This window comes from Bradyrhizobium ganzhouense (assembly GCF_049949285.1).
Classification (GTDB): Bacteria; Pseudomonadota; Alphaproteobacteria; order Rhizobiales; family Xanthobacteraceae; genus Bradyrhizobium; species Bradyrhizobium ganzhouense.
On sequence record NZ_CP181318.1, the window covers coordinates 948331 to 972108 of the forward strand.

The following is a 23778-nucleotide window of genomic DNA, read 5'->3' on the forward strand; positions in this document are numbered from 1 at the left end:
GTGCCAGATTGGTTCGCAATCAACACTAAGAAACATACCGGTGCCACATGACCGACCAATCATTTCCCGGTTCAAATCTACGTCCGTTGCACTTGCAGCTGGGCGCGCAGACCATTGCGGGCTTTGAAAGCGCAGGCACGGGACGCCCGATCCTGCTGATCCACGGCAATTCCTCCTCGTCCCGGATCTGGCAGAAGCAGTTGCAGGGGCCGCTCGGCGCCAAATACCGCGTGATCGCGATCGATCTGCCCGGCCATGGCGCCTCGTCGCCGCCGTCCGATCCGGAAAGGGATTATTCCGGTCATGGCTACGCCGCGGCGATCGCCGCCGCTGCCGGCGCGCTCGATCTCACGAGTGTAATCGTCGTCGGCTGGAGTCTCGGTGGTCATGCGGTGCTGAATGCGGCTGCGTCGCTGCCGATGGCGGCCGGGCTGATGATCTTCGGGACGCCGCCGATCGGCAGCGGGCCTGCGGGCTTTGCCGGCTTCAAGAACCTGTCGCCCACCGCCTTCACGGCCGCGCCGACCGAGGCTGAGATCGAGGAGTGGATGCATACGGCCTTCGCGCCGGGCTACACGCCGATTCCCGGCTTCGTCGGGGAGGATTTCCGCAGGACCGACGGCGATGCGCGCGCCTGTCTCGGCGCCGTCGCGCAGAGTGGCGGTCTTGTCGACGAAACCGAGATCGTGCGCAACCTGAAGATTCCGCTGGCGATCGTGCAAGGCGCGGAAGAGCAGATTGTCGATCTCGGCTGGCTGCAGCGCCTGGCCGCGCCGACCTTGTGGCGCGGTGCGGTTCAGGTCGTCGACGGCGCCGGCCACTCCACGCAATGGGAAAAGCCGGAGGCTTTCAACGCGCTGCTCGACGCGTTCGCGTCGGGGGTGTGACCGTCTTCATCTCAACCCAGCGCGCCGAAATCCTTCCAGATAGTGCTCGCGATCCGCGTCATTGGCCCACGGCAGCTGCGTCGCAATCCAGTCCAGTGAGATATTGGGCTGGGTGCGGCGGAGCTCTCCCAGCGCCATGCCCGCAAGCGCCTGGTCGCCGGTCATGCCGGCGGAGACCGCGAGCACGCGATAGGCGCCGGTGAGATCGCCGCGATGGCGGATCGCCTCACGCGCCAGCGCGATGGCCTCTTCATATTGCCGTTCGGTGAAGCGCGCATAGCCGGCGATGCCGTAATAGATCGCCAGCGACGGATCGCGCGGCGAGAGCCTGATCGCCTTTTGCGCCGCCTCGAACGAGTCGCCGGGTCGTCCGGCATAGGACAGCGCCAGCGCGTAATAGCCCTGCGCCAGCGAGAAGTTCGGATTGAGCGCGAGCGCCTGTTCGAACTCGGACAGCGCGTCGGCAAGCCGGCTCGTCGAGAAGCAGACGCTGCCGAGCGCGGCATGGGCCCAGGCATTCTCGTGGTCGCAGCGCATCGCGGCGAGCGCGGCGTTCTCTGCGATCGGCGCCGTCGTCGCAAGCTCCGCCCAGCCCAGATGCACGCCGAACATGTGGCTTGCCGCCAGCACCGCCAAGGCCTGGCCGTAATCCGGATCGATCGCGATCGCGCGCTCGAGCAGCTTTTGCGCCGCGGCGTGGTCCTGCGGCGTGATCCGCCAGTAATGCGATAGCGCCTGCATCAGCAGATCCCAGGCATCCAGGCTCGATGGTGGCTTTCGATGCGTACGAAAATTCTCCGCGGCGTGGATCTGCGGTTCGATCGCCGCGACGATTCGCTCGGTGATCTCGTCCTGCACGGCGAAGACATCGACCAGCTCGCGGTCATAGCGCTCGGCCCAGAGATGGCCGCCGGTGGTGGCGTCGTTGAGCTGTGCGGTGATGCGCACGCGGTTGTCCACCTTGCGCACGCTGCCTTCGACGATGTAGCGGACGCCGAGCTCCTCGGCGATCTGCTTGAGGTGGACCGCGCGGCCCTTGTAGGTGAAGGACGAGTTGCGGGCGATCACGATGAACCAGCGCTGCTTCGACAGCGCGGTGAGGATGTCCTCGCTGATCCCGTCGCCGAAATATTCCTGGGCGGGATCGCCGCTCATGTTCTCGAAGGCGAGCACCGCAATGCCTGGACGCTCGGTCGCGACGCGCGGGGAACCCGGCGTGAGCTCGGCCGGAACAGGCCTTGCTGCCACTTCTTCCCGGACTTCGCCGACGAAACGAAAGCCCTTGCGCGGGATCGTCTTGATCAGCCGCTGCGTCGCGCCGTCGTCGCCGAGCGCCTTGCGCGCGGCGTTGATCCGGCTGTTCAGCGCGGAATCCGAGACGATGCGGTCGCTCCAGATCTGGCTGATCAGATCGTCCTTGCTGACGACGCGGGCGCGTTCCGCGACGAGGTAAAGCAAGAGATCGAACACCTGCGGCTGCAGCGGCACGGTCGTCCCGGCGCAGGTCAGTTCGCGCAGGTCGCCGTCGAGCACGTTGTTTTCAAAGAGGAATCGCACGTTTCTGTTGTCTCAAGCAAAAATCAAAGTCGTCTCAGGCGAAAATCAATCGTCCGCGAAAGTCTTCCGCCGTCCGGTCCGGCATGGTGCAGAGACCAAACAGTGCCGATGCCTCGGCACAACGGAGCTTTCTATGACCCAACTCGATCATCAGGTGCATTCCATGAGCCCGGAGGTTGCGGGCTCACGCATTTTCAAGTTCATCGCCTTTCTTTACGGAATTGCGGCGTATCTCGTTTTTTTCGTTACGATTGTCTACGCGATCGGCTTTGTGATGGGGCTGGTGGTGCCGAAGACCATCGACACCGGGCCCGACACCCCGACGACCGAGGCCGTGATCATCAATCTGCTGCTGATGACGCTGTTCGCCGTTCAACACAGCGTGATGGCGCGCAAGCGCTTCAAGGCGTGGTGGATGCAATTCGTCTCCAAGCCGGTCGAGCGCTCGACCTACGTGCTGTTCGCGAGCCTGTCATTGCTCCTCCTGTTCTGGCAGTGGCGTCCGTTGTCGTCGGTCATATGGGACGTCGCCGATCCGGATCTTGCCGTGACGCTGGTCACGCTGTCGTTCGCGGGCTGGGTGCTGGTGTTCACCTCGACCTTCATCATCAATCATTTCGAATTGTTCGGATTGCATCAGGTGGCCAACCATCTCGTCGGCAAAGAGGCCGAGCCGCCGCGGTTCAAGACGCCGCTGCTCTACAAATTCGTCCGTCATCCGATCTATCTCGGCTTCATCATCGCCTTCTGGGCGGCACCGACAATGACCGCAGGCCATCTGCTGTTCGCGGCCGTGACCACGGCCTACATCTTCGTCGGCATCGCGCTGGAGGAGCACGATCTCGTCGATCTTTTCGGCGACGAATACCGGCAGTACAAACAACGGGTGTCGATGCTTATTCCCTGGCGCCGGTCAGTCTAGCCGCCGCGCGACGGGACTTCAGTTGTAATCCAAGGAATTCAATCCCAATTTCCATCTCAGGAGACGACCAAGATGAAACATGTCGGACACTGCTTCTGCGGCGCGGTCACGATCGAGGTCACGGGCGAACCAGCGGCGATGGGCTATTGTCATTGCCGCTCCTGCCGCTCGTGGTCGGGCGGGCCGGTGAACGCTTTCAGCCTGTGGAAGCCGGAAGCCGTGCGCATCACCGAAGGCGCGCAGAACGTCGAGACCTTCGTCAAGACGCCGCTGAGCCAGCGCAAATATTGTGGGAAGTGCGGCGGTCATCTCATGACCAATCACCCGCCGCTCGATTTGATCGACGTCTTCACCGCCACCATCCCGACGCTCGCCTTCACCCCCGGCGTCCACGTCAACTATTCCGAGACGGTGCTGCCGATGCGCGACGGCCTGCCCAAGCTGAAGGATTTTCCCGCCGAGTTCGGCGGCAGTGGCGAGATGATGCAGGAGTAGGAAGACTTCCCTCTCCACTCGCGGGGAGAGGGAGATCTTCGTTATCTCATCCCCGCGCGCCGAAATCCTTCGAGATAATGCGCGCGGTCCTCTTCCCGCAGCATCGGCAGCTCATGCGTGATCCAGGCGAGCGAGATGCCGGGCTGGGTGCGCCGCAATCCTTCCAGCGCGGCAGCGGCAAGTGCGGGATCGCCGGACATGCCGGCGGCTGCCGTGAGCACGCGATGCGCGCCGACGAAATCGGCCCGCTGCCGCATCGATTCCCTCGCCATCTGCATGGCGTCCTCGTAGTTGCGCCCGATGAACTGGGCGTAGCCCGCAACGCCGCAATAGATCGCAGCGAGCGGATCGCGCGGGCTGAGCTGCAGCGCGCGGCGTGCCGCGGCGTCGCCGTCCTGCCATCGCCCCGCGTAGCACAGCGTCACCCCGTAGAAGGCGTGCGCCATCGCGAAGTTCGGATTGAGCTTCAAAGCGAGCTCGAACTCCGCCAGCGCGTCGTCGAAACGGCGGCGGAACAGATAGGTATAGGCGAGGCCGTGATGGGCCCAGGCATCCTCGCGGTCGCCCTCCACCGCCGCAAGCGCCGCGCGTTCGGCGATCGGGACAGTCGCGGCCATGTCGGCCCAACCCATATGCGCGCCAAAAATGTGGCTGGTCGCGAGCAGGCCCAGCGCCTTGCCATAGGCGGGGTCGATCGTGATCGCCTGCTCCAGCAGTGCCTGCGCCGATGCATTGTCCTCGCGCGTGATGTGCCAGTAATGCGACAGTGCGCGCATCACGAAGTCCCAGGCATCGAGACTGCCCGGCGGCTTCTGCTGGGCGCGAAAGTTTTCGGCGGCGTAGAGCTGCGGTTCGATCGCGGCGACGATGGCTTCGGTGATCTCGTCCTGTACAGCGAAGATGTCGGCAAGCTCGCGGTCGTAGCGTTCGGCCCAGAGATGGCCGCCGGTCGAGACGTCGTTGAGCTGGGCCGAGATGCGCACGCGATCGCCGCTTCGCCGCACGCTGCCCTCAAGCACGTAGCGGACGCCGAGCTCGCGCGCGATCTCGTGGAGATGCACGGCGCGGCCCTTGTAGACAAAGGACGAGTTGCGCGCGACGACGAAGAACCAGCGCAGCTTCGACAGTGCGGTGATGATGTCTTCGCTGATGCCGTCGGAGAAATAGTCCTGCTCGCGATCGCCACTCATATTGGTGAAGGGCAGCACAGTGATCGCGGGGCGATCAGGCAGCGCAGGTGCCGTGTGCGACGTTGTGGCGCTGCGGCGCGGTTCCACCGGTGCCGCGGCGGACTTGGTCTCGACATCGCCGACGAAGCGAAAGCCCTTGCGCGCGATGGTGCGAATCAGCGCCTGGTTCGCGCCGCTGTCGCCGATCGCCTTGCGCGCAGCATTGATCCGGCTGGTTAAGGTCGATTCGGAGACGCTGCGGCCGTGCCAGATCTTGTCGATCAGCTCGTGCTTGCTGACGACCCGGTCGCGGTTTTCCATGAGATGGACGACGAGGTCGAAGACCTGCGGTTCCACGGACACGGGAACCTGCTCGCGGCTCAGCTCGCGCCGGTCGGTATCGAGAAGGTGGTCCCGGAACAGAAACTGCACGTCGAAAACTCGGGCCTCACAACGACTTCAGGCAAAGATGAAATCAAAATGGATTTCGCCTTGAAGTCTGTGAGTCCACCGGGAGGTCCGCCCGGTTCACTGCGACCGCTGGATAGCTGCTATGCTATTTGCGCGGAGGAATGCAACTTGAGTTTGATAGTGCAAGTGAAGAGGTGCGCTGAGTTAAAGTTTGGACGGGAATGAAGTGATGCAGGCGAGAGCGCGCACGCGATCACCTCGTCGTCGTCCTGGCCAAAGCCAGGACCCGTACCGCGGAATCTCTCGGGTGAGAGTGGTAGCAGTACAGAACAACGAGTCTTCGCCAAACCTCTGCTGGGGGTAATGAGTCCTGGCTTTCGCCAGGACGACATTGGTTGTGTGGTTAGGTCTGAATGTCCATTGCCGAACACCGCGGCCCGCGTAAGCTGCCTCCCACACATAAACAGCCGCAAAGAAACGCCCATGCCCGCCTTTCCCGCCGCGACCACCGTGCTCGACTCCATGCTGTTTCGCGATGCCTTCGGCACGCCTGCGATGCGGGAGGTGTTTTCCGACGTCGCGCTGGTTGCGCGCTATGCCGAGGTCGAGGTGGCGCTGGCGAAGGCGGAGGCGCGATGCGGCGTGATCCCGCAAGCTGCCGCCGACCAGATCGCGGCGCGGACCGATGTCACAGCACTCGACTTCGATCTGCTGCGGCAGGAGACCGACATCGTCGGCTATCCGATCCTCCCTTTGGTGCATCAGATGGTGAAGCAGTGCGGCGAGGCTGGCCGCTACGTGCATTGGGGCGCGACCACGCAGGACATCATGGACACCGCGGTGGTGCTTCAGTTGCGCGCCGGGCTCGAGATCATCGAACGCGATATCGCCGAACTACGAAAAATTCTCGCCGGTCTGTCCAGGCGTCATCGCGACACGCCGATGGCCGGCCGCACCCACCTCCAGCAGGCGCTGCCGGTGACCTTCGGCTACAAGACTGCGATCTGGCTCGCGATGTTCGACCGGCACGCCGAGCGCCTTGAGCAATTGAAGCCGCGGGTTCTCGTCGGGCAGTTTGCCGGCGCCGCCGGCACGCTGGCCTCGCTGGGCGACAAGGGGTTGGAGGTGCAGGAGGCGCTCTGCGCCGAGCTGCAGCTCGGCGTCCCCGCCTCCACCTGGCACGTCGCGCGCGACGGCTTTGCGGAAGCCGTGAATTTCCTCGCGCTCGTCACCGGCTCGCTCGGCAAGATCGCGCTCGACATCATGATCATGGCCTCGACCGAATTCGGCGAGGTCTACGAGCCCTTCGTCAAGGGGCGCGGCGCCTCCTCGACCATGCCGCAGAAGCGCAACCCGATCTCCTCGGAGCTGATGCTCGCAGCAAGCAAGACGGTACGCCAGCACGCCGGCTTGATGCTCGATGCCATGGTGCAGGATTTCGAGCGCGCCACCGGTCCGTGGCACGCCGAATGGATGGCGATCCCCGAAAGTTTCGTGCTGACCGCCGGCGCGCTCCATCAGGCGAAGTTCGCGCTCGCAGGCCTCATCGTGGACGAGGCAAAGATGAACGACAACCTCGCCCTTAGTCGGGGGCTGATTGTGGCCGAAGCGGTCATGATGGGGCTCGCGCCGCAGATGGGCCGGCAAGACGCGCACGACGTGGTCTATGACGCCTGCCGGCTCGCCAACGAGAAGGGCATCAGCCTTGCCGATGCGCTGTCGGCCGATCCGCGAGTCGCGGCCCAAATCGATCGTGCAACCATCGAGGCCCTCACTTCACCGAAGAATTACCTCGGTCTCGCGCCTGATATGGTCGACCGGGTGCTGAAATCGGCAACGCGTTGAAAACCAAACTGCGTGAAACTGCGTATCTTTCATGGTCCGCAAGACGCTCGCACACTTGTGTCTCGTGATGCTAGACTTAGATTAAACGAGAGATTCCGACAGAGGACACCGCATGACCGATCTCCGCGATTCCGCCACTCCCATCGATCCCGTGAAACTCGACCGGCTGGCCGAGGTGGCGGTGAAGGTGGGACTGGGCTTGCGGCCGGGACAGGACCTTCTCTTGACGGCGCCGGCGATCGCGTTGCCGCTGGTTCGCCGGATCGCTGCGCACGCCTACAAGGCCGGTGCCGGCATCGTGACGCCGATCCTCTCAGATGAAGAGATGACGCTGGCGCGCTATCGCCACGGCCACGACAACAGCTTTGATCGCGCCGCCAACTGGCTTTACGAAGGCATGGCGAAGGCGTTCTCGAACAACACCGCGCGGCTCGCCATCGTCGGCGACAATCCGATGCTGCTGTCGGGCGAAGATGCTTCCAAGGTCGCGCGCGCCAGCAAGGCCAATTCCATGGCGTATCAGCCGGCGCTGGAAAAGATTGTCAATTTCGACACCAACTGGAACATCATTGCCTATCCGAGCCCGTCCTGGGCGAAGCAGGTCTTTCCGGACGACTCCGAAGAGGTCGCGGTTGGCAAGCTAGCGGACGCGATCTTCGCGGCGTCACGCGTCGATCGCGAGGACGCCACGGCCAATTGGGCAAGTCACAATGCGGTGCTGCGCGAGCGCACCAACTGGCTCAACGGTCAGCGTTTTCGCGCGCTGCAATATTCAGGGCCTGGCACCGATCTCACCATCGGCTTGGCTGATGGCCATGAATGGGAGGGCGGCGCCTCGCTCTCCAAGAACGGCATCAGCTGCAACGCCAACATTCCGACCGAAGAGGTCTTCACCACGCCGCACTGCCGGCGGGTCTATGGCCATGTCGTGAGCTCGAAGCCGCTGTCCTATCAGGGCACGTTGATCGACAACATCGCGGTGCGCTTCGAGGACGGCAGGATCGTTGATGCCAAGGCCTCGCGCGGCGCGGAGGTGCTGAACAAGGTGCTCGACACCGACGAGGGCGCACGCCGGCTCGGCGAAGTGGCGCTGGTGCCGCATTCCTCGCCGATCTCGCAGAGCGGGTTGTTGTTCTACAACACGCTGTTCGACGAGAACGCGGCGTCCCACATCGCGCTCGGCCAGTGCTACTCGAAGTGCTTCATCAACGGCGCGCAGCTCACGCAGCAGCAGATCGCAGCCCAAGGCGGCAATCAGAGCCTGATCCATATCGACTGGATGATCGGTTCGGCCGAGACCGACATCGACGGCATTCTGGCAGACGGCAGCAAGGTGCCGGTGTTCCGCAAGGGCGAGTGGGCGAAGTAAAACTTCCGCTTACGCCGCCGCGTTGCGCAGCATCGGGTTGCTGTCGATGCTGAAACGGTTGAACAGTGTCGTGAACGGGCTGCCGTCGGTGGCCCGCACGATGGTGTCGGACGCCGCGACCGCCTCGTAGAGCGCGCCGACCGGATCGTCCGCGTCCGGCAGGTCGAGGCGCATGCGGATCTCCTCTCTCGCCTCGTTGATGTCGTCCTGATCGTCGCGTGTCGCCTCCAGCGCATCTGCGGCGCGCCGCATCTCCTGGAGATCGCCGCCGGCGGAAAATTTGAGGATGTCGAGCCAGTAGGGGCGGGCGACGACGAGCTGGATGAACGCCTCGAAACTCCCGGCGATAACGCCAGCGCGTCCCTCCGATGAGATGTAGAGCACATTTTGCGACGGCAGCAGCACGAAGGCGCCGCCAGAGCCATCGCTGCCGATCTGCCGGGGGCTTTCGACGCCGTCGATCGTGAACCAGGGCTCCTCGTCCTGCGCGAACGAGACATCGAGGCTACTGAGCCAGGCGACGACCTCGCCTTGGGCTGTCAGAACCTCTGGGGTCAGGGGCATCGATGGGGCTCCTTCTAGGTCGTTCCGCGCACTTTGTCGCACCCTGGAAAAGATGGGTTCATGTGCGCGAATTCGCAGGGAAATCTCGACGTTAACCGCTTCGCATCTGCAACTTGCGGCTGATTGTCGGTGCCTGCGTAAGGAAGAATTAAAAACCGCCTACTAGCGTTCCCAGCATCTTTCGAAACAATCCGGGATTAAGCCCGGTTAATCATATTGTACCTTCTGGGGAAGCAGATGTCGCGGGCATTGATTGAAATCGGTAGTTGCAACGTGGAACTGGAGCTGCGGCCGATCGAGCCGGCCTGGATCATCGAGGGCAACCCGGTCTCGCGCTCCCACATCCTGTCGACCAGCTCGGACGGCACCTCCTCGACCATCATCTGGTCCTGCACCGAAGGCCGCTTCAACTGGTACTATGATTTCGACGAGACGATCATGATCCTGGAAGGATCGATCGTGCTCGAAAGCGACGGCATGCCGCCGAAGCGCTACGGCGTCGGCGATGTCATCTTCTTCCGCGATGGTGCGCATGCCAAATGGCATGTCGAAGGCCACGTCAAGAAGATCGCCTTCTGCCGCAAGACCAACCCGGCTGTCATTGGCTTCATGATCCGCGTCGTCAACAAGCTGAAGCGGATGTTCCTCTCGCCCGGCGAGCGCCGCCCCGCAACCCTGATGGGTGCCGGCTAGTTTCTTTATCGCTTTCAAGGACGCTTCCCAGCGGCCACGACGGAAGAGGGGGCGGGACCAACATCCCGGCCCCTCTTTCGCGTCATGACGGCAGTTTGCGCGCGCCAGTTTGGGGGTGTCCCCACAGAGAGATTCCCAATGTGGAGAGAGCCCCCACCCGCAAGCGGGAGAGGTTGCAGCGAGCTCGGAGCCGACTGATTCAAGATCCATTCTATCTTAAGCCTTGCGCCGCGTCGCCCTCACATCCACCACCAGCCGCCAATCGGCCGCCGTGGCGGGCTTGACCTCGCCGAGCCAGTGAAAGGAATCATCCGTGATTTCAACGAAACTCCAGCGCGTGAGCTCGCCGGCTTCGGTCGTACCCTCCTGCACGATATCCTCGCCGCGCGGACGGCCGATCTGCTGACGGAACACACCGCGCCCAGGATCGAACCAGGAAATCCGCCACCCGGAAATGGAGGGATCGTAGACCCGCAGCGTCGTGCCGCACCAATTGCCGGCGATCGGGAAGGCCGGCGCACCCGCGGGACGGGGAATGATCCAGACGTCCTGGACGGCGCGCCCTTCCAGCACCCAGCCGAAATGGATTTCGCCGGCTGCTGTGTGCTTCGTTCCATCGGCGCCGCGGGCTGTGATCTCAGCGTCCCAGTCGCCGACGAAGCGGCCATAGAGCTGAAGCGCCGCCGCGTGTTCGGGGTTGGGTCCGTCGGCGTGCAGCAATCTCGCAAGGTCAGTCATGTCGATCTCCTGTTGTCTGGAGATCAGCACGATTGGCCGGCGGCCGACTTGGAGAAAATTGCGCGTCAGACCCCGTCGAGGATGATCACCGTCGGCGTCGTAGGAAGCGTATCCCGCGATATCCGCAAGGAACGCTCGGTGCGGCGGTCGATTTCGAACTGCTGGCCGATGCGGCGCATGAACTCGTCGAGCGGGGTGGCGAAGCGATGCATCGGTAGCACCACCGAGGCGCGCAAGCGCTTGGTGATCTCCGAGACGCCGTCGAGCGACATGGTGTAGGTGCCGTCGATCGGGACCATCACGATGTCGAGCCGCCCGATCTGGGCGAAGCGGCTCTCGTCGAGCTTGTGGTGCAGATGGCCGAGATGGCCGATGCAGAGGCCCGCGACCTCGAAGATGAAGATCGAGTTGCCGTCGCGGATCATGTCCGTGCCGGAATCGTCGCCAAAGTAGCGGCGGATGTCGGTCGTGACGTTGCGGATGAAGGTGTCGCCGATACGTTCAGACACGATGGCCGGCTTGCCGTCGTCGCCCCAGCCGTGCAGCACATGGGGAATGCGCTTGTCGGGATTGAGAGAATAGTGGGTGCTGTGGGCCCGATTCATGGTGACGACATCGGGCAGCCGGCCGACCTGATAGGCGCCGCTATAATCGGTAGCGATCCGCACGCCGCCCGGCGTGTCGATGAAATAGGTGGAGTGGCCGGCATAGGTGATCTCGACCTCGGCCGCAGCGGCCGCCTGCCGGAATGCGACCGGTACCGCGCGGGGCGCGGCATTCGCCATCGCGAGGCATTCGCTGCGCTGTGGCTGCTGGGCGAGGGCAGGTGTAGCCAGCCAGCCGAGCAACGTAAAGGCCGTCAGCAATAGTCGAAACATGCACAACCGTCCGCCGCTCATCGACGATCTGCTGAGTGTATCTACGAATTATCCTCGCGTCATGTGGAGCCAGCCAGCCGCGCCAATCCGCCGCCTGCCTCAATCAGTTTCACGGCCTTCTTGTCGAAGGATACGAAAGTGTCGGCTCCAAGCCAGTTGCCTTCGTGGGCGATGATGCCATCGGCGAAATCGCCCCCAGCATCGAGGAGCGCCAAGCCAGCTTCGGCCGCCGGCCGGTCGACGACCGCATTGGAGGCATTGATCAAGTGCCGGATCGAGGCCGCGATATTCACAGCTGAAGTTTTGTAGCCTCGCGAGAGGACCCAGACCAATTCGCACAATGCGGAAATCGAGATGGCGACTACGTCAGCCTTCTTGAGAAGGGCTTCGGCCGCCTTGCTCTGTTCGGCGTTATCCCCGACCAGAACCCGTACCAGGACGTTGGTGTCGGGTGTTATCTTCATCGCTTGCCGGCCCAGCCGTCGGCAATGATCTCGTTCATCTCTTCGATCGACAGCGACCGACCGTTCGTTTTTCCTTTCAGGAAGCCGAAGGCGTCCGAAATCTTTCCGGTGGGCCGAACGGCCTTCACCTCGACTCGCCCCCCCGGGAGCTTTTCTATCGAGATCTTGTCGCCCGGATGCACACCGAGGTGGTCCAGGAGATCCTTCCGCAAAGTAACCTGGCCCTTTGCCGTGACGGTGAGTGTGCCCATGGGATACTCGATGATTGATGTCACCTAAAAGTAAGGCAACTTAGCCTTACTTTCAAGGGCGCCGAACCGAGATATCTCACTCCCTGCGTGGGCTGAACTTCCAGGTCATCGCCACCAGCCCCGCGGTGATCAGGCCGCTGACGATGCCGGCGGTCGGGAGCGTGAGCAGCAGCGCGGCGGTGGCGGCCCAGCCGATCGAGGAGAAGGCTTCGGCGAAGGTCGCAAGCCGCGACGAGGTCTGGCGGCGGCGGAACTGGCTGCGCCGGGCCTGGACGCGGAACCAGAGCTGGATCGCGGTGGCGGAGGCCGCACCGATGATGATCGTGGCGGCCGTGACCGCAGCCTGGAATGGCGAGGCGAAAACCAGCGCCGCCACCAGCGGGCTGAAGATGACGGCGATCGCGATCAGCACCACCTCGATCTTGGCACGGATGACGCTCAACGGCGTCAGCGGCGCGGTCGCGACCAGGTCAGGCGCGTCTTCGCCGGAGATCGTCAGCCAGGCGAGCCCGCCGGCGAGCTGGCCCGCCGCCATCACGATGACGGGCGAGATCAGCGTCAGCGCTGCAGAGCTGTCGCCAAAGCTGCGCCATAGCAGCAGCGCCGGCGGCACCAGATAGAGCAGCTGCATCAGGGTCTGCGAGATCAGCCAGGGATCGCGACAGAGCAGCACGAATTCCTTTCGCCGCAGCGCCTGCTGCCGCGATCCGCCGCGGAACGGACGTTCCTTCGTGTGCTTGCGGCTGGATGTGCCGTAGGCGGCAGCATCGATCGCGGTGTCGGCGAAGCGGCCCGAGAAGATCGCCATCACGCATCCGAGCAGTACCAGCCCGAGGGCGAGGAGCAGCAGCAGCGCCTCGCTGTCGCCCATGGTCGCTCGTGCCGGCCACCACCAGATGCTGTCGACGTCCGGCGCGTGCGCGGCGAGCGTGCCTGAGGTCAGGATCGTGAAGCGCGACAGCGTGCCGTAGGAGATGATCGCCGCGACCTGGAGCGCGATGACGAAACCCGCGCCGATGATCGCAGCCAGGATCTGGGCCACGAAGCGCGTGCGCGCCGGGCCGATCAGGCGAAACAGGAGGATGGTGACGGCAATCGCGATCGCGGCAGCCGACAGGCCCATCGCGATGACGACGCCGAAGGCGGCAAGCCACCGCGCGCCGCCGCCGATCACCAGCACGTCGATGAAGGGCGTCGAGAACAGCAGCGCCATCGTCGTGACGGTGAGCGCGATCGCGGCGATACGCACCGAGAACAGATTGGCCAGTGTCGCCGGTGAGGACATGATGAGATCGAGATCGGCGCGGGCGTAGAACACCCGCGTCACGGATTCGATCGCCTGCGACAGCATCAGGGTCCAGGCGAGAAAGATCGTCGCCGAGATCACGATCAGCGAGGACTTGTCGAGCGGCAGTTGCAGATTGGCGAAGCGGCCGATCACCGCCCAGGCCGGCACATGCAGCAGTGCGGCGAAGAACAGCAGGCCGATCACGGCGGCACGGGCGCGCCTGCGCCGGCCACCCGTCATCATGCTGAACCATTCGCGCCAGGCGAGCCGAAGCTCGTGACGGGCAAACCACGAAAGAGCGGTCGCCGAGCTCATGCAGCTTCCTGGAGCGTCACCAGTGCGATGAAGAGATCTTCCAAGCTGGTGTCGGCATGACCGTTTTGCTGGCGCAGCTCGGTGAGCGTGCCCTCGGCGACCAGGCGGCCCGCGGCGATCACGCCGATGCGGTCGGCCATGCGCTCGGCCACCTCCAGAATATGTGTGGTCATGATGATGGTGCAGCCGGCCTGAACACGCTCGCTCAACAGGCCCTTCACATGGCGGGCAGAGACGGCGTCGAGGCCAGTCAGCGGCTCGTCGAGGATGATGAGGCGGGGATCGTGCACCAGCGCGCCGGCAAGCGCCACCTTCTGGCGCATGCCCTTGGAGAACCCTTCGCAGCGTTCGTGCCGGTGCGGCTCGAGCCCGAGCGAGCTCAGGAGTTCCTCGGCGACCGGTTTCGAAGCGGACGGCGCGATGCCCCAAAGGCCGGCGACGAATTCGAGATATTCGAGCGGGGTGAGCTTGTCGTAGATCATGGGCTCGTCGGAGACCCACGCCATCACCTGCTTGGCCGCGACCGGATTCTTGAGCGCATCGATCCCGAAGATCGAAACGCCGCCGTCATCGGGCCGCAGCAGGCCCGCAACCATGCGTAAAGTGGTGGTCTTGCCGGCGCCGTTGGGGCCGACCAGCGCATAGAATTCGCCGGCATGGATGGTGAGATCGAGGCTATCGACCGCCAAACGGTCAAAACGCTTCGTTAACCCTCGGACTTCGAGCGCCAAGCTGTCCGGCTTCATGACGGCCACACCATCCGGTTTTGCATCGGTCGCGACCATGACCCGAAGATGTTTCGGCACGGTGAATCGCACTGCCGCAAATTCCGGCATTTGTCTTGGACTAAAGGCAAGATACCTAACAAGTCACCGTTTGTTGACAGGGCTCGGGCGTTCAGGCTGAATTGGTGACGGGACAAAGGGCGGCTAACGCGGCGAAACGACTGCGTAGCCGCCGGACACAAGATGCGGCAAGGCGGTCGTCAAGAACCGCTGGTTGCATCGGGAGGACGCGGCGATGCTGGATTTCGTTCAGCAGCTGGTCAGCGGTGTTGCGCTCGGCTGTGTCTACGGCCTGATCGCACTCGGGTTCGTGCTCGTCTACAAGGCCACCGAGGTCGTCAATTTCGCCCAGGGCGATCTGATGATGCTCGGCGGCTTCTTCGCCTTCACCTTCATCGGCATGATGGGCCTGAACTACTGGATCGGTTTTGCCGGTGCGGTGGCCGCGATGGCGCTGTTCGGCATGCTGGCGGAGCGGATCGTGGTGCGGCCGATCCTCGGCTATCCGCAATTCTCCATCATCATGGCCACCATCGGGCTCGGCTATTTCCTGCGCTCGGTCGCCGGCATGATCTGGGGCACCGACGATTTCAAGATCGAGACGCCGTTCAGCCAGGGCGTGCTGCGCATCGGCTCGCTGGTGCTCGCTCATGACAAGCTCTCGGTGATCGCGGCGACGGTCATCCTTTGCGCGCTGCTCTGGCTGTTCTTCAACAAGACCACGCTCGGCACGGCGATGCGCGCCAGCTCCGAGAACATGCTGGCGGCCTATTACATGGGCATCCCGGTCAAGCGCGTGGTGTCGATCGTCTGGGCCATCAGCGCAGCGGTCGCGACCTGCGCCGGCGTGCTGCTGGCGCCGATCACCTTCATCCACTCCAATGTCGGCCTCGTGCTCGGCCTCAAGGCGTTTCCGGCCGCCGTGCTCGGCGGCTTCGGCTCGATCCCCGGTGCGGTCGTCGGCGGCGTCTTGATCGGCGTGATCGAGAGCATGGCCGGGTTCTATCTGCCGGAGGGCTGGAAGGACGTCGCGCCCTACCTCGTGCTGCTGGCCGTGCTGCTGCTGAAGCCCGAAGGCCTGTTCGGCCTTCACGCCCGCAAGAAGGTCTGAACGCATGCGCTTCCTGTTCAAGACCGACTATGAGGACGACATCAGGCTCTTCCCGCATTCCGGCTATGTCGTCTCCTATGGCCTCCTGCTCGCGGTGCTGCTGATCGCGCCCTACGTGCTCTCCAGCTATCTGATGAGCCAGCTCGTCTTCGTCTGCATCTACGCAACCGTCGGCGTGGCGCTGATGATTCTGACCGGCTTTACGGGGCAGGCCTCGCTCGGCCACGCCGCGTTCCTCGCGATCGGCGCCTACACGGCTGCATATTTGCAGAAATACAATGTGCCGTTCCCGGTCTATTTCCTCGCCGCCGGCGTCCTGACCGGCTGCATCGGCGCGCTGGTCGGCTTTCCGGCGCTGCGGCTGCAGGGCATCTATCTCGTCATCGCCACGATCTCGTTCGCCTTCATCGTCGAGGAGATTCTGGCGCGCTGGGAAAGCGTCACCAACGGCAATGAGGGCTTGCGGGTCAAGGCGCTGTCGCTGCTCGGCGTGACGGTCTCGCGCGACAGCCCGACCTTCTATTTCCTCTGCCTTGCGGTGCTGGTGCTGACCATCGTCGGCACACTCAATCTCTTGCGCTCGCCGACCGGGCGCGCCTTCGTCGCGATCCGGGACTTAGAGACCGCGGCGCGCAGCATGGGCGTCAACGTCGCACTCTACAAGGTGAAGTCGTTTGCGATCTCGGCGGCGATCACCGGCTTTGCCGGCGTGCTGTTCGCACACAAGCTCTCCTTCATCTCGCCCGAGATGTTCACGCTGCAGCTCTCGATCGAGTTCATCATCGTGATCCTGATCGGCGGCACCTTCAGCCTGCACGGCGCCGTGCTCGGCGCGATCTTCATCGTGATGATCGATCCGTTCCTGACCTATCTGAAAGACGACATGCCCGGCATCATCGCCGGTATCGCGGCGACGTTCGGCGCGGGCACGGCCACAGCGGCCAACATCGAGTCCAAGGTCGCGGCCTTTGCCTCGCTGAATGGCCTGAAGGGCGCGATCTATGGCATCATCATCATGCTGTTCGTGCTGTTCGAGCCGCTCGGCATCTACGGCCGCTGGCTGAAGATAAAACTCTTCTTCCAGCTATTCCCGCTCTACAAGCGCGCGACCTTCAAGCGGCAGAAGATCTACGTGAAGTCGGAGCGGAACCGATGAGCTATTTCCGCGCAGAGAACCTGTCGCTGCATTTCGGGGGCCTCAAGGCCGTCGATGCGGTGTCGTTTGCGGTCGAGAAGGGCGAGATCCTCTCGATCATCGGGCCGAACGGCGCGGGCAAGAGCTCGATCTTCAACCTGATCTCGCGGATCTACCGGCCGACCTCGGGCCGCATCTTTTTCGAGGATCAGGACATCACAGAACAACCGCCCTACGATATCGCAAAACTCGGCATCGCCCGCACTTTCCAGAACATCGAGCTGTTCGAGAATGCGACGGTACTGTCCAATCTCCTGGTCGGCCGACACCGGCATTCCACCACGCAGCTCTGGCAGGAATTGCTGTTCCTGCCGAGCGTGCGCGCGGGCGAGAAGGTGCACCGCCGCCGGGTCGAGCAGGTCATCGAGTTCCTCGATCTCGAACCTTACCGTGATAAATTGATCTCGGGCCTGCCCTACGGCGTGCGCAAGGTGATCGAGCTCGCGCGCGCGCTCTGCTCGGAGCCGAAGCTGATCCTGCTCGACGAGCCGTCCTCCGGCCTCAACGTCGAAGAGACCGACGATATGTCGTTCTGGATCCGCGACATGAAGAGCGAGCTCGGCGTCACCGTGCTGATGGTCGAGCACGACATGTCGCTGGTCAACCGCGTCTCGGACCGCGTCATCGCGCTGAACTACGGCCGCGTGCTGGCGATGGGCTCGCCCACTGAGGTTCAGCAGCACCCCGACGTCGTCGCCGCGTATCTGGGAGCTTGATGCATGGATGCGACCCCGGCGCCCGATATCATCTTAAGACTCTCCAACATCGAGAGCTATTACGGGCCGATCATAGCGATCCGCGGCATCTCGCTGGAGGTGCCGCGCGGCCGCATCGTCACGCTGCTTGGGGCCAACGGTGCCGGCAAGACCACGGTGCTGAAGACCATCTCGGGCATTCTCGATCCGCAAAAGGGCTCGATCGAGTTCATGGGCAAGCCGATCCAGCGCATGGAGGCCGATCGCATCGTGCGGCTCGGCCTCAGCCATGTGCCGGAAGGGCGTGAGGTGTTCCCGTTCCTCTCGGTGCTCGAGAATCTGATGATGGGCGCCTATCCGCGCGGCGATCGGGACGGTGTGGCGGAGGATATGGAGCGGGTCTACGGCTATTTCCCGCGATTGAAGGAGCGCATCAACCAGCCGGCTGGCCAGCTCTCCGGCGGCGAGCAGCAGATGCTCGCGATCGGCCGCGCACTGATGAACCGGCCGACGCTATTGCTGCTCGACGAGCCGTCGCTCGGCCTGTCGCCGATCCTGGTGAAGGAGATTTTCACCATCATCCGCCGCGTCAACGAGGAGCAAGGCATGTCGATCCTGCTGGTCGAGCAGAATGCCCGCGTGGCGCTGGAGACGGCGCACTATGGTTACGTGCTGGAGATCGGCCGCGTCGTGATGAACGACAGCTGCGACCGCTTGATGCATTCCCAGGACATCCAGGAGTTCTACCTTGGCGCCAAGGAAGCCGGCGCGCGCGGCGAGCGGCGCTGGAAAAAGAAGAAGACTTGGAGATGAAGAGCCTGGCGATGACGAACTAAGCGGCAACGAGGAGACGCGCATGGCCCGACCGGCGGTGCTGACGGTCGCTGATACGATCGCGAGGAGCTTTTTGCGCGCAGCGGAGGTGCGCGGCGACAGGCCTGCGATCCGCGAGAAGACGTTCGGCATCTGGCAGCCGACCAGCTGGCGCGAATGGCTGCAAATCTCCAAGGAGATCGCCTACGGCCTCCGCGCCATCGGCTTCATGCCCGGAGACGTCGCCTCGATCATCGCCAACGCGGTCCCGGAATGGATTTACGCCGACATGGGGATCCTGTGTGCCGGCGGCGTCTCGTCGGGCATCTATCCGACCGACGCGTCGGCCCAGGTCGAATATCTCCTCAATGATTCCGCGACGCGGGTGATCTTCGCCGAGGACGAGGAGCAGCTCGACAAGATCCTCGCCTGTCGCGCACGCTGTCCCAGCCTGCAACGGATCGTCGTGTTCGACATGGAAGGCCTCAGCGGCTTCTCCGACGACATGGTGATGTCGCTCGACGAGTTCCGCGCGCTCGGTCGCAACCACATGGTGGGCCGCGAGGCGCTGTGGCAGGAGATGATCAACGCCCCTCAGGCGGAAGATCTTGCGGTGCTGGTCTATACCTCCGGCACCACCGGCCCGCCCAAGGGCGCGATGCACTCCAACCGCAGCGTCACGCACCAGATGCGGCATGCCAACGACTTCATTCCGGCGCGCGAGGACGAGGACCGGCTGATTTTCCTGCCGCTCTGCCATGTCGCCGAGCGGATCGGCGGCTACTACATCTCGGTCGCGCTCGGTTCGGTGATGAATTTTGCCGAAAGTCCCGAGACAGTGCCGGACAACTTACGCGAGGTGCAGCCGACCGTGTTCCTCGCGGTGCCGCGCATCTGGGAAAAATTCTATTCCGCGATTACCATCGCGCTTAAGGATGCGACGCCGCTCCAGCAATGGGTCTATCGCCGCGCCATCGCGATCGGCTACCGCATGGTCGATTGCCGGATCGAGGGCAAGGCGCCGTCGCTGGCGTTGCGTGTCGCCAACCGCGTCGCGTACCAGCTCGCCTTCCGCAACATCCGCCGCATGATCGGGCTCGACCGCTGTCGCATCGCCTTCACGGGTGCGGCACCAATCGCGCCGGATCTGATCCGCTGGTACCTCGCGCTCGGTATCGACATGCATGAGGTCTACGGCCAGACCGAGAATTGCGGGGTCGCGACCATGATGCCGGGGTCGCGCATCAAGCTTGGCTCGGTCGGCACGGCGGTGCCCTGGGGCGAGGTCGCGCTGTCGCCCGACGGCGAGATCCTGATCAAGGGCGACTTCCTGTTCATGGGCTATCTGAACCAGCCAGAGAAGACGGCGGAGGCCATCGATATCAGCGGCTGGCTGCACACCGGTGATGTCGGCACCATCGACAATGAGGGGTTCGTCCGCATCACCGACCGGATGAAGGACATCATCATCACCTCCGGCGGCAAGAACATCACGCCGTCGGAGATCGAGAACCAGCTCAAATTCTCGCCTTACATTTCGGATGCCGTCGTGATCGGCGACAAGCGACCCTATCTCACCTGCCTCGTGATGATCGACCAGGAGAATGTCGAGAAGTTCGCCCAGGACCACGACATCCCCTTCACCAATTACGCCAGCTTGTGCCGGGCTAGCGAGATTCAGGACCTAATCTGGCACGAAATCGAAGGCGTCAATGCGAACTTCGCGCGCGTCGAGACTATCAAGAGATTCTACCTGATCGAACGCCAGCTCACCCCGGAGGACGAGGAGCTGACGCCGACCATGAAGCTGAAGCGCAATTTCGTGAACAAGCGCTACGCCGCCGAGATCGACGCGATGTATCTCGCGCGCGCGGTCGCCTGAGTCTCGCTTGGAAAACGGCGAAGGAGCGATGGCCACGCCCTTCGTGCAACATAGGCCTAAGGAGGAGACGTCAATGTCGAAATCGTTGAAAGCGTTCGGCCTTGCTGTGGGTGCGGTCGCGCTCACCTGTCTGCCGGCCGCGGCGCAAACCAAAGTCACTAACGAAGGCATCTCGGCGGGCGAGATCGTCATCGGCACTCATCAGGATTTGTCGGGCCCGATCAAGGTCTGGGGCGTGCCGGTCTCCAACGGCATGAAAATGGCGGTCGAGGAGATCAATGCGGCCGGCGGCATCCAGGGCCGCAAGATCAGGATGATCCTCGAGGACAACGGTTATGATCCGAAGAAGGGCGTTCTGGCCTCGCAGAAGATGGTCGAGCGCGACAAGATCTTCGTCATGATCGGCTCGATGGGCTCGGCGCCGACGCTGGCCGCGCAGGACATCCTGTTCGATGCCGGAGTGCTCCAGCTGTTTCCGCTGACGGCTGCCGAGTTCACCTTCAAGTTCGACCAGGCCAAGCCGCAAGAGCGGCTCAAGTTCAACAATTTGCTGCCTTACGTCGAGAGCACCCGGGCCGCGCTGAAATACATGATGGAGTGGAAAGGTTTTCAGAAGCCCTGCATCATGCATCAGGACGACGAGTACGGAAAGAACGTGCTCGACGGCTTCAATCAGCAGCTTGCCGCGATGAAGGTGCAGCCCGCCTCGATCACGAGCTACAAGCGCGGCGCGTCTGATTTCAGCGCGCAAGTGGCCAAGATGAAGTCCGACGGCTGCGACCTCGTCGTGCTCGGCACCGTGATCCGCGAGACCATCGGCGCGATGACGGAGGCGAGGAAGCTGGGCTGGGACGTCACCTTCCTCGGCGCCACGCCGACCAACGTGCTGGAGGTGCCGACGCTGGGCAAGGAGGCGGTCGAGGGCCTCTATGCGGCCTCGGGCTTCGAGATCCCTTATGAGGACACCGCCAAGGGCAAGGTCCACGACTGGCTGATCAACTACAAGAAGATGTTCAACACCGACGCCAACACGCAGGCGATCATCGGCTACAACGCGGTGATGACGTTTGCGTTCTACGCCGACAAGGCCGGCAAGGATCTGACCGGACAGAAGATGCTGGACTCGCTCGAGTCCGGCGAGAAATTCCTCGACATCTTCAACTCGCCGCCGACCAAGTTCTCCAAGACCGACCACCTCGCCAACACCATCACCCAGGTGCAGCAGGTCAGGGGCGGTCGCTGGGTGCTGGTGAAGGACAATCTGATGTTTTGATTTTTCGCCTCTCCCCGCGTGCGGGGAGAGGCCTGAATTTGCACAGCAAATTCCGGGTGAGGGGGCTCTCCGCGAGTCTAACTGTCACCGAATTCGCTGAAGCAGCCCCTCACCCCGACCCTCTCAGCGCGAGCGAAGCTCGTCGCGGCCCCGTAAGAACGGGGAGAGGGAGAGAAGAGCAACCCTACGGCCCCCCGCCCGCGGTGCCCGAGTTCACGGGCGCCAGCTCGTCTTCGCGGCAACGCCAGCCGTCGGCGGCCTTCACGAACGCAAAGGTCCGCTGGATCCGCAGGCGGCGCGTGACGTTGAAGGCCGCTGCGGAGCGCTCCTTGTTGGCGGCTCCCGGTTGCGGACGGCCGGTGCTGGCGTCCCAGCAGGTGCCGGTGCAGGTCGAGGCGACCTTGCTACAGGTGGTGAACGGCGCCAGCACGACCATCTCGATCTCGCCGGTGACCTGCGCCTCCTGATCCGTCACCTGGCTGTCGAGCGCATACACGCGGTTGATGCGGAGGAAATTGCCGCACGAATTGGCGGCGTGGATGCGCGCGGCGCAGAAATCGACGGCATCGGTGTCGGGCTCCCTGGCTGCCACCTGCCGGCCGAACACCTTCTTCGGATCACCCTTGGCGGCCGCGATCTCGTCGGTCTTGCGCTTTAAATAATCGGCGAGACAATCTTCCGCGGAGCCAAGCTCCTGGGGCGGCACGTTCTCCTTGCCGACCAGATTGCACTTGCGATCGCGCTCGCGCGTCCAGCGGCCGTATTCTGCGAAGGCAAAGCGTGCCGCGGTCGGGTCAAGCTTGCCGATCAGTGCGAGCACCTGGCTGTTGAGCTCGGTCTCGGTGAGCGCCAGCGACGGGTCTGCGCAGATCAGCGCGCCTGCCGCGGTGTTGGCTGCGAGACAGTCGAAATCCGGATCCCGCACGATCGCGGCGCGATCCTCGGTCACTTTGAGAAGGCAGGCCTTCACCCGCTCGAAATCCTCAGTGCGGATCGCGGTCTGGCCGACGATGCCGCAACCGAGATTGCGCTGGCGGATCCAGATCGCGTTCTCTTCGATCGCAGGCAGGCGATCGGGCAGGCGGGCGAGCCGCGCCTCGATTGCGGTGTTGAGCTTTTCGGCGGCGGCAGACAACTCGGGATCACCGCAGAACAATTGATTGCCGGGATCGCGGATCTGCTGGCAATTATTCCCAGCGAACAGCGGCAGCCGGTCGGCAACGGAGCGGTCGGATGTGCCGGATTGCGCGAAGCCTGGCGCTGCCGGCCAAGTCAGCAGCGCAAGCACAGTCAGCACGATCAACCGCATTCCAATTGTCCCCAGCATGGCCGCGGCTATGCTAGCGTCCCGGATCGCGCGGCGAAATGGGTTTGTGGCGGGTGGTTACACCCGGATCACCGCGCGTCGGCCTCGGCCGACACCATCGACACCCGCTGGCTCTCGCCCCGCACGGGTTCGCCGGCATATTTCAGCACGGCGGATTGATGGAGCACGTACAGCGGCTGGTAGTTGCGCGCGTCGTCATCCTCGACCATGGCCATGCGGCGGTTGTCCAGCATCAGCCAGTGGCCGTCGAGCTTTGCCGAGGCAACCGCATGGCCTTCGCCATTGCGGGTGTCGCGCACCACGACGAGGCGGAGGTCCTCAGCGGCGACACCGGCAAGCCGCAGCGCGGCCAGCTTGGCGATGGCGTAATCCTCGCAATCGCCGGCGCCGCGATCGAAGGTCTCGAGCGGCGAGCTCCAGATGTCCTCGGCGCCGTCATTTTCGGCGCGGATGGCGAGATTGATGGCGCGGTTGGTCTCGCCGAGCAGCGCGCGGCCGTCGCGGGTGCGGGCCTGGTCGACGATGGCGAGCAGCTTCAGCGCCGCGGGCGAGGCGCAATTGTCGCGGTCGCCGTCGCACAGCGCGAGCTGCACCATGTCGTCGTCGAGCTTCTCTTTCAGCGCGAACCATTTCTGCCGCAGGCCACCGGTGGAAATGGCGAAGGCGAACACGCCGAACGGCTCGGCCGATTTGCGCACAAGCACGCCTGCGCCGGGCGACAGCAACGTGCCGGCACGAACGTCGGCGGCCGATCCGCACAGGATCAATCCGCACAGGACAAGGATAGCGCGCCAGGCGCGCGAGCGAGCAGCGGTCTCCATCTGACATCCCCTTATCCGGCTTCGCCAGGT

General features: G+C 63.6%; 23 protein-coding genes. 12 read left to right on the forward strand and 11 right to left on the reverse strand.

What is annotated here, in order from left to right; translation table 11 throughout:
• Window positions 1-47 precede the first annotated feature (47 nt).
• Complete coding sequence (locus ACLFLU_RS04420) at window positions 48-887, forward strand: alpha/beta fold hydrolase (RefSeq protein WP_426411122.1); 840 nt, start codon at window positions 48-50, stop codon at window positions 885-887.
• Window positions 888-893: 6 nt separating this feature from the next.
• On the opposite strand, the gene ACLFLU_RS04425 is transcribed toward ACLFLU_RS04420, so the two are convergent.
• On the reverse strand, window positions 894-2444 hold the full coding sequence (locus ACLFLU_RS04425; RefSeq protein WP_426411123.1) for a winged helix-turn-helix domain-containing protein: 1551 nt from the start codon (window positions 2442-2444) through the stop codon (window positions 894-896).
• A gap of 133 nt (window positions 2445-2577) precedes the next feature.
• On the opposite strand from ACLFLU_RS04425, the gene mddA reads away from it, so the two are divergent.
• The gene (gene mddA, locus ACLFLU_RS04430; RefSeq protein WP_426411124.1) at window positions 2578-3366 is read left to right on the forward strand and encodes a methanethiol S-methyltransferase; all 789 of its coding nucleotides are present in this window, start codon (window positions 2578-2580) and stop codon (window positions 3364-3366) included.
• A gap of 72 nt (window positions 3367-3438) precedes the next feature.
• Complete coding sequence (locus tag ACLFLU_RS04435; protein ID WP_254134828.1) at window positions 3439-3861, forward strand: GFA family protein; 423 nt, start codon at window positions 3439-3441, stop codon at window positions 3859-3861.
• 41 nt (window positions 3862-3902) lie between these two features.
• Here the strand turns inward: ACLFLU_RS04435 and ACLFLU_RS04440 are convergent, their stop codons facing one another.
• Window positions 3903-5462 (reverse strand): winged helix-turn-helix domain-containing tetratricopeptide repeat protein, encoded by a 1560-nt coding sequence (locus ACLFLU_RS04440; protein ID WP_426411125.1) that lies wholly within the window; start codon window positions 5460-5462, stop codon window positions 3903-3905.
• 462 nt (window positions 5463-5924) lie between these two features.
• On the opposite strand from ACLFLU_RS04440, the gene pcaB reads away from it, so the two are divergent.
• Both pcaB and ACLFLU_RS04450 read left to right on the forward strand, forming a co-directional pair.
• Entirely contained in the window at window positions 5925-7286 is a 1362-nt protein-coding gene (pcaB, locus tag ACLFLU_RS04445; protein WP_426411126.1) for a 3-carboxy-cis,cis-muconate cycloisomerase, read from the forward strand.
• Window positions 7287-7398: 112 nt separating this feature from the next.
• Window positions 7399-8655, forward strand: a complete 1257-nt coding sequence (locus ACLFLU_RS04450) for an aminopeptidase (protein WP_426411127.1) — start codon at window positions 7399-7401, stop codon at window positions 8653-8655.
• A gap of 9 nt (window positions 8656-8664) precedes the next feature.
• Here the strand turns inward: ACLFLU_RS04450 and ACLFLU_RS04455 are convergent, their stop codons facing one another.
• Window positions 8665-9219, reverse strand: coding sequence for a hypothetical protein (locus tag ACLFLU_RS04455; protein ID WP_426411128.1), 555 nt, complete (start codon window positions 9217-9219; stop codon window positions 8665-8667).
• A gap of 237 nt (window positions 9220-9456) precedes the next feature.
• Between ACLFLU_RS04455 and ACLFLU_RS04460 the strand changes: the two genes are divergently transcribed.
• The gene (locus tag ACLFLU_RS04460) at window positions 9457-9912 is read left to right on the forward strand and encodes a cupin domain-containing protein (protein WP_426411129.1); all 456 of its coding nucleotides are present in this window, start codon (window positions 9457-9459) and stop codon (window positions 9910-9912) included.
• A 216-nt stretch (window positions 9913-10128) separates the two neighbouring features.
• Here ACLFLU_RS04460 and ACLFLU_RS04465 read toward each other — a convergent pair whose 3' ends face one another.
• The 6 genes from ACLFLU_RS04465 to ACLFLU_RS04490 all read right to left on the reverse strand — a co-directional run bounded on the left by ACLFLU_RS04465 (window position 10129) and on the right by ACLFLU_RS04490 (window position 14592).
• A complete protein-coding gene (locus ACLFLU_RS04465; RefSeq protein WP_426411130.1) occupies window positions 10129-10650 on the reverse strand; it encodes a hypothetical protein in 522 nt (173 codons plus the stop codon).
• Window positions 10651-10715: 65 nt separating this feature from the next.
• On the reverse strand, window positions 10716-11528 hold the full coding sequence (locus ACLFLU_RS04470; protein ID WP_426411131.1) for an MBL fold metallo-hydrolase: 813 nt from the start codon (window positions 11526-11528) through the stop codon (window positions 10716-10718).
• A 59-nt stretch (window positions 11529-11587) separates the two neighbouring features.
• The gene (locus ACLFLU_RS04475) at window positions 11588-11992 is read right to left on the reverse strand and encodes a type II toxin-antitoxin system VapC family toxin (RefSeq protein ID WP_426411132.1); all 405 of its coding nucleotides are present in this window, start codon (window positions 11990-11992) and stop codon (window positions 11588-11590) included.
• Window positions 11989-12243, reverse strand: a complete 255-nt coding sequence (locus tag ACLFLU_RS04480; protein ID WP_426411133.1) for an AbrB/MazE/SpoVT family DNA-binding domain-containing protein — start codon at window positions 12241-12243, stop codon at window positions 11989-11991. The genes ACLFLU_RS04475 and ACLFLU_RS04480 overlap by 4 nt, the downstream gene beginning before the upstream one ends.
• A gap of 76 nt (window positions 12244-12319) precedes the next feature.
• Window positions 12320-13846: a permease gene (locus ACLFLU_RS04485; protein ID WP_426411134.1), complete on the reverse strand. Its 1527-nt coding sequence runs from the start codon at window positions 13844-13846 to the stop codon at window positions 12320-12322.
• Entirely contained in the window at window positions 13843-14592 is a 750-nt protein-coding gene (locus ACLFLU_RS04490; RefSeq protein WP_426414219.1) for an ABC transporter ATP-binding protein, read from the reverse strand. Before ACLFLU_RS04490 ends, ACLFLU_RS04485 begins: the two co-directional genes overlap by 4 nt.
• Before the next feature lie 274 nt (window positions 14593-14866).
• Here ACLFLU_RS04490 and ACLFLU_RS04495 point away from each other — a divergent pair, with 274 nt between their 5' ends.
• From ACLFLU_RS04495 to ACLFLU_RS04520, 6 genes are all read left to right on the forward strand, one after another.
• On the forward strand, window positions 14867-15742 hold the full coding sequence (locus tag ACLFLU_RS04495; protein WP_426411135.1) for a branched-chain amino acid ABC transporter permease: 876 nt from the start codon (window positions 14867-14869) through the stop codon (window positions 15740-15742).
• A 4-nt stretch (window positions 15743-15746) separates the two neighbouring features.
• Complete coding sequence (locus ACLFLU_RS04500) at window positions 15747-16898, forward strand: branched-chain amino acid ABC transporter permease (protein ID WP_426411136.1); 1152 nt, start codon at window positions 15747-15749, stop codon at window positions 16896-16898.
• On the forward strand, window positions 16895-17653 hold the full coding sequence (locus ACLFLU_RS04505) for an ABC transporter ATP-binding protein (protein ID WP_426411137.1): 759 nt from the start codon (window positions 16895-16897) through the stop codon (window positions 17651-17653). Before ACLFLU_RS04500 ends, ACLFLU_RS04505 begins: the two co-directional genes overlap by 4 nt.
• A gap of 3 nt (window positions 17654-17656) precedes the next feature.
• The gene (locus ACLFLU_RS04510; protein WP_426411138.1) at window positions 17657-18445 is read left to right on the forward strand and encodes an ABC transporter ATP-binding protein; all 789 of its coding nucleotides are present in this window, start codon (window positions 17657-17659) and stop codon (window positions 18443-18445) included.
• Between the two features lie 43 nt (window positions 18446-18488).
• Window positions 18489-20327, forward strand: a complete 1839-nt coding sequence (locus ACLFLU_RS04515) for an AMP-dependent synthetase/ligase (RefSeq protein ID WP_426411139.1) — start codon at window positions 18489-18491, stop codon at window positions 20325-20327.
• A gap of 73 nt (window positions 20328-20400) precedes the next feature.
• Window positions 20401-21600, forward strand: coding sequence for an ABC transporter substrate-binding protein (locus ACLFLU_RS04520; protein WP_426411140.1), 1200 nt, complete (start codon window positions 20401-20403; stop codon window positions 21598-21600).
• Between the two features lie 184 nt (window positions 21601-21784).
• Here the strand turns inward: ACLFLU_RS04520 and ACLFLU_RS04525 are convergent, their stop codons facing one another.
• Window positions 21785-22909 carry a lysozyme inhibitor LprI family protein gene (locus ACLFLU_RS04525; protein ID WP_426411141.1) on the reverse strand — a complete coding sequence of 375 codons (1125 nt, stop codon included), beginning with the start codon at window positions 22907-22909 and terminating at the stop codon, window positions 21785-21787.
• A gap of 86 nt (window positions 22910-22995) precedes the next feature.
• Window positions 22996-23748 (reverse strand): transglutaminase-like cysteine peptidase, encoded by a 753-nt coding sequence (locus ACLFLU_RS04530; protein ID WP_426411142.1) that lies wholly within the window; start codon window positions 23746-23748, stop codon window positions 22996-22998.
• Between the last annotated feature and the right edge of the window lie 30 nt (window positions 23749-23778).

Excerpts from the sequence above, each read along its gene's own strand:
- ACLFLU_RS04470 (WP_426411131.1), bottom strand. The coding sequence starts at position 11,528 with ATGTTTCGACTATTGCTGACGGCCTTTACGTTGCTCGGCTGGCTGGCT.
- ACLFLU_RS04505 (WP_426411137.1), top strand. The coding sequence starts at position 16,895 with ATGAGCTATTTCCGCGCAGAGAACCTGTCGCTGCATTTCGGGGGCCTC.
- pcaB (WP_426411126.1), top strand. The coding sequence starts at position 5,925 with ATGCCCGCCTTTCCCGCCGCGACCACCGTGCTCGACTCCATGCTGTTT.
- ACLFLU_RS04465 (WP_426411130.1), bottom strand. The coding sequence starts at position 10,650 with ATGACTGACCTTGCGAGATTGCTGCACGCCGACGGACCCAACCCCGAA.
- ACLFLU_RS04490 (WP_426414219.1), bottom strand. The coding sequence starts at position 14,592 with ATGAAGCCGGACAGCTTGGCGCTCGAAGTCCGAGGGTTAACGAAGCGT.
- ACLFLU_RS04520 (WP_426411140.1), top strand. The coding sequence starts at position 20,401 with ATGTCGAAATCGTTGAAAGCGTTCGGCCTTGCTGTGGGTGCGGTCGCG.
- ACLFLU_RS04530 (WP_426411142.1), bottom strand. The coding sequence starts at position 23,748 with ATGGAGACCGCTGCTCGCTCGCGCGCCTGGCGCGCTATCCTTGTCCTG.
- ACLFLU_RS04460 (WP_426411129.1), top strand. The coding sequence starts at position 9,457 with ATGTCGCGGGCATTGATTGAAATCGGTAGTTGCAACGTGGAACTGGAG.
- ACLFLU_RS04420 (WP_426411122.1), top strand. The coding sequence starts at position 48 with ATGACCGACCAATCATTTCCCGGTTCAAATCTACGTCCGTTGCACTTG.
- ACLFLU_RS04525 (WP_426411141.1), bottom strand. The coding sequence starts at position 22,909 with ATGCGGTTGATCGTGCTGACTGTGCTTGCGCTGCTGACTTGGCCGGCA.
- ACLFLU_RS04480 (WP_426411133.1), bottom strand. The coding sequence starts at position 12,243 with ATGGGCACACTCACCGTCACGGCAAAGGGCCAGGTTACTTTGCGGAAG.
- ACLFLU_RS04485 (WP_426411134.1), bottom strand. The coding sequence starts at position 13,846 with ATGAGCTCGGCGACCGCTCTTTCGTGGTTTGCCCGTCACGAGCTTCGG.
- ACLFLU_RS04510 (WP_426411138.1), top strand. The coding sequence starts at position 17,657 with ATGGATGCGACCCCGGCGCCCGATATCATCTTAAGACTCTCCAACATC.
- ACLFLU_RS04515 (WP_426411139.1), top strand. The coding sequence starts at position 18,489 with ATGGCCCGACCGGCGGTGCTGACGGTCGCTGATACGATCGCGAGGAGC.
- ACLFLU_RS04475 (WP_426411132.1), bottom strand. The coding sequence starts at position 11,992 with ATGAAGATAACACCCGACACCAACGTCCTGGTACGGGTTCTGGTCGGG.
- ACLFLU_RS04500 (WP_426411136.1), top strand. The coding sequence starts at position 15,747 with ATGCGCTTCCTGTTCAAGACCGACTATGAGGACGACATCAGGCTCTTC.
- ACLFLU_RS04495 (WP_426411135.1), top strand. The coding sequence starts at position 14,867 with ATGCTGGATTTCGTTCAGCAGCTGGTCAGCGGTGTTGCGCTCGGCTGT.
- ACLFLU_RS04455 (WP_426411128.1), bottom strand. The coding sequence starts at position 9,219 with ATGCCCCTGACCCCAGAGGTTCTGACAGCCCAAGGCGAGGTCGTCGCC.
- mddA (WP_426411124.1), top strand. The coding sequence starts at position 2,578 with ATGACCCAACTCGATCATCAGGTGCATTCCATGAGCCCGGAGGTTGCG.
- ACLFLU_RS04435 (WP_254134828.1), top strand. The coding sequence starts at position 3,439 with ATGAAACATGTCGGACACTGCTTCTGCGGCGCGGTCACGATCGAGGTC.
- ACLFLU_RS04450 (WP_426411127.1), top strand. The coding sequence starts at position 7,399 with ATGACCGATCTCCGCGATTCCGCCACTCCCATCGATCCCGTGAAACTC.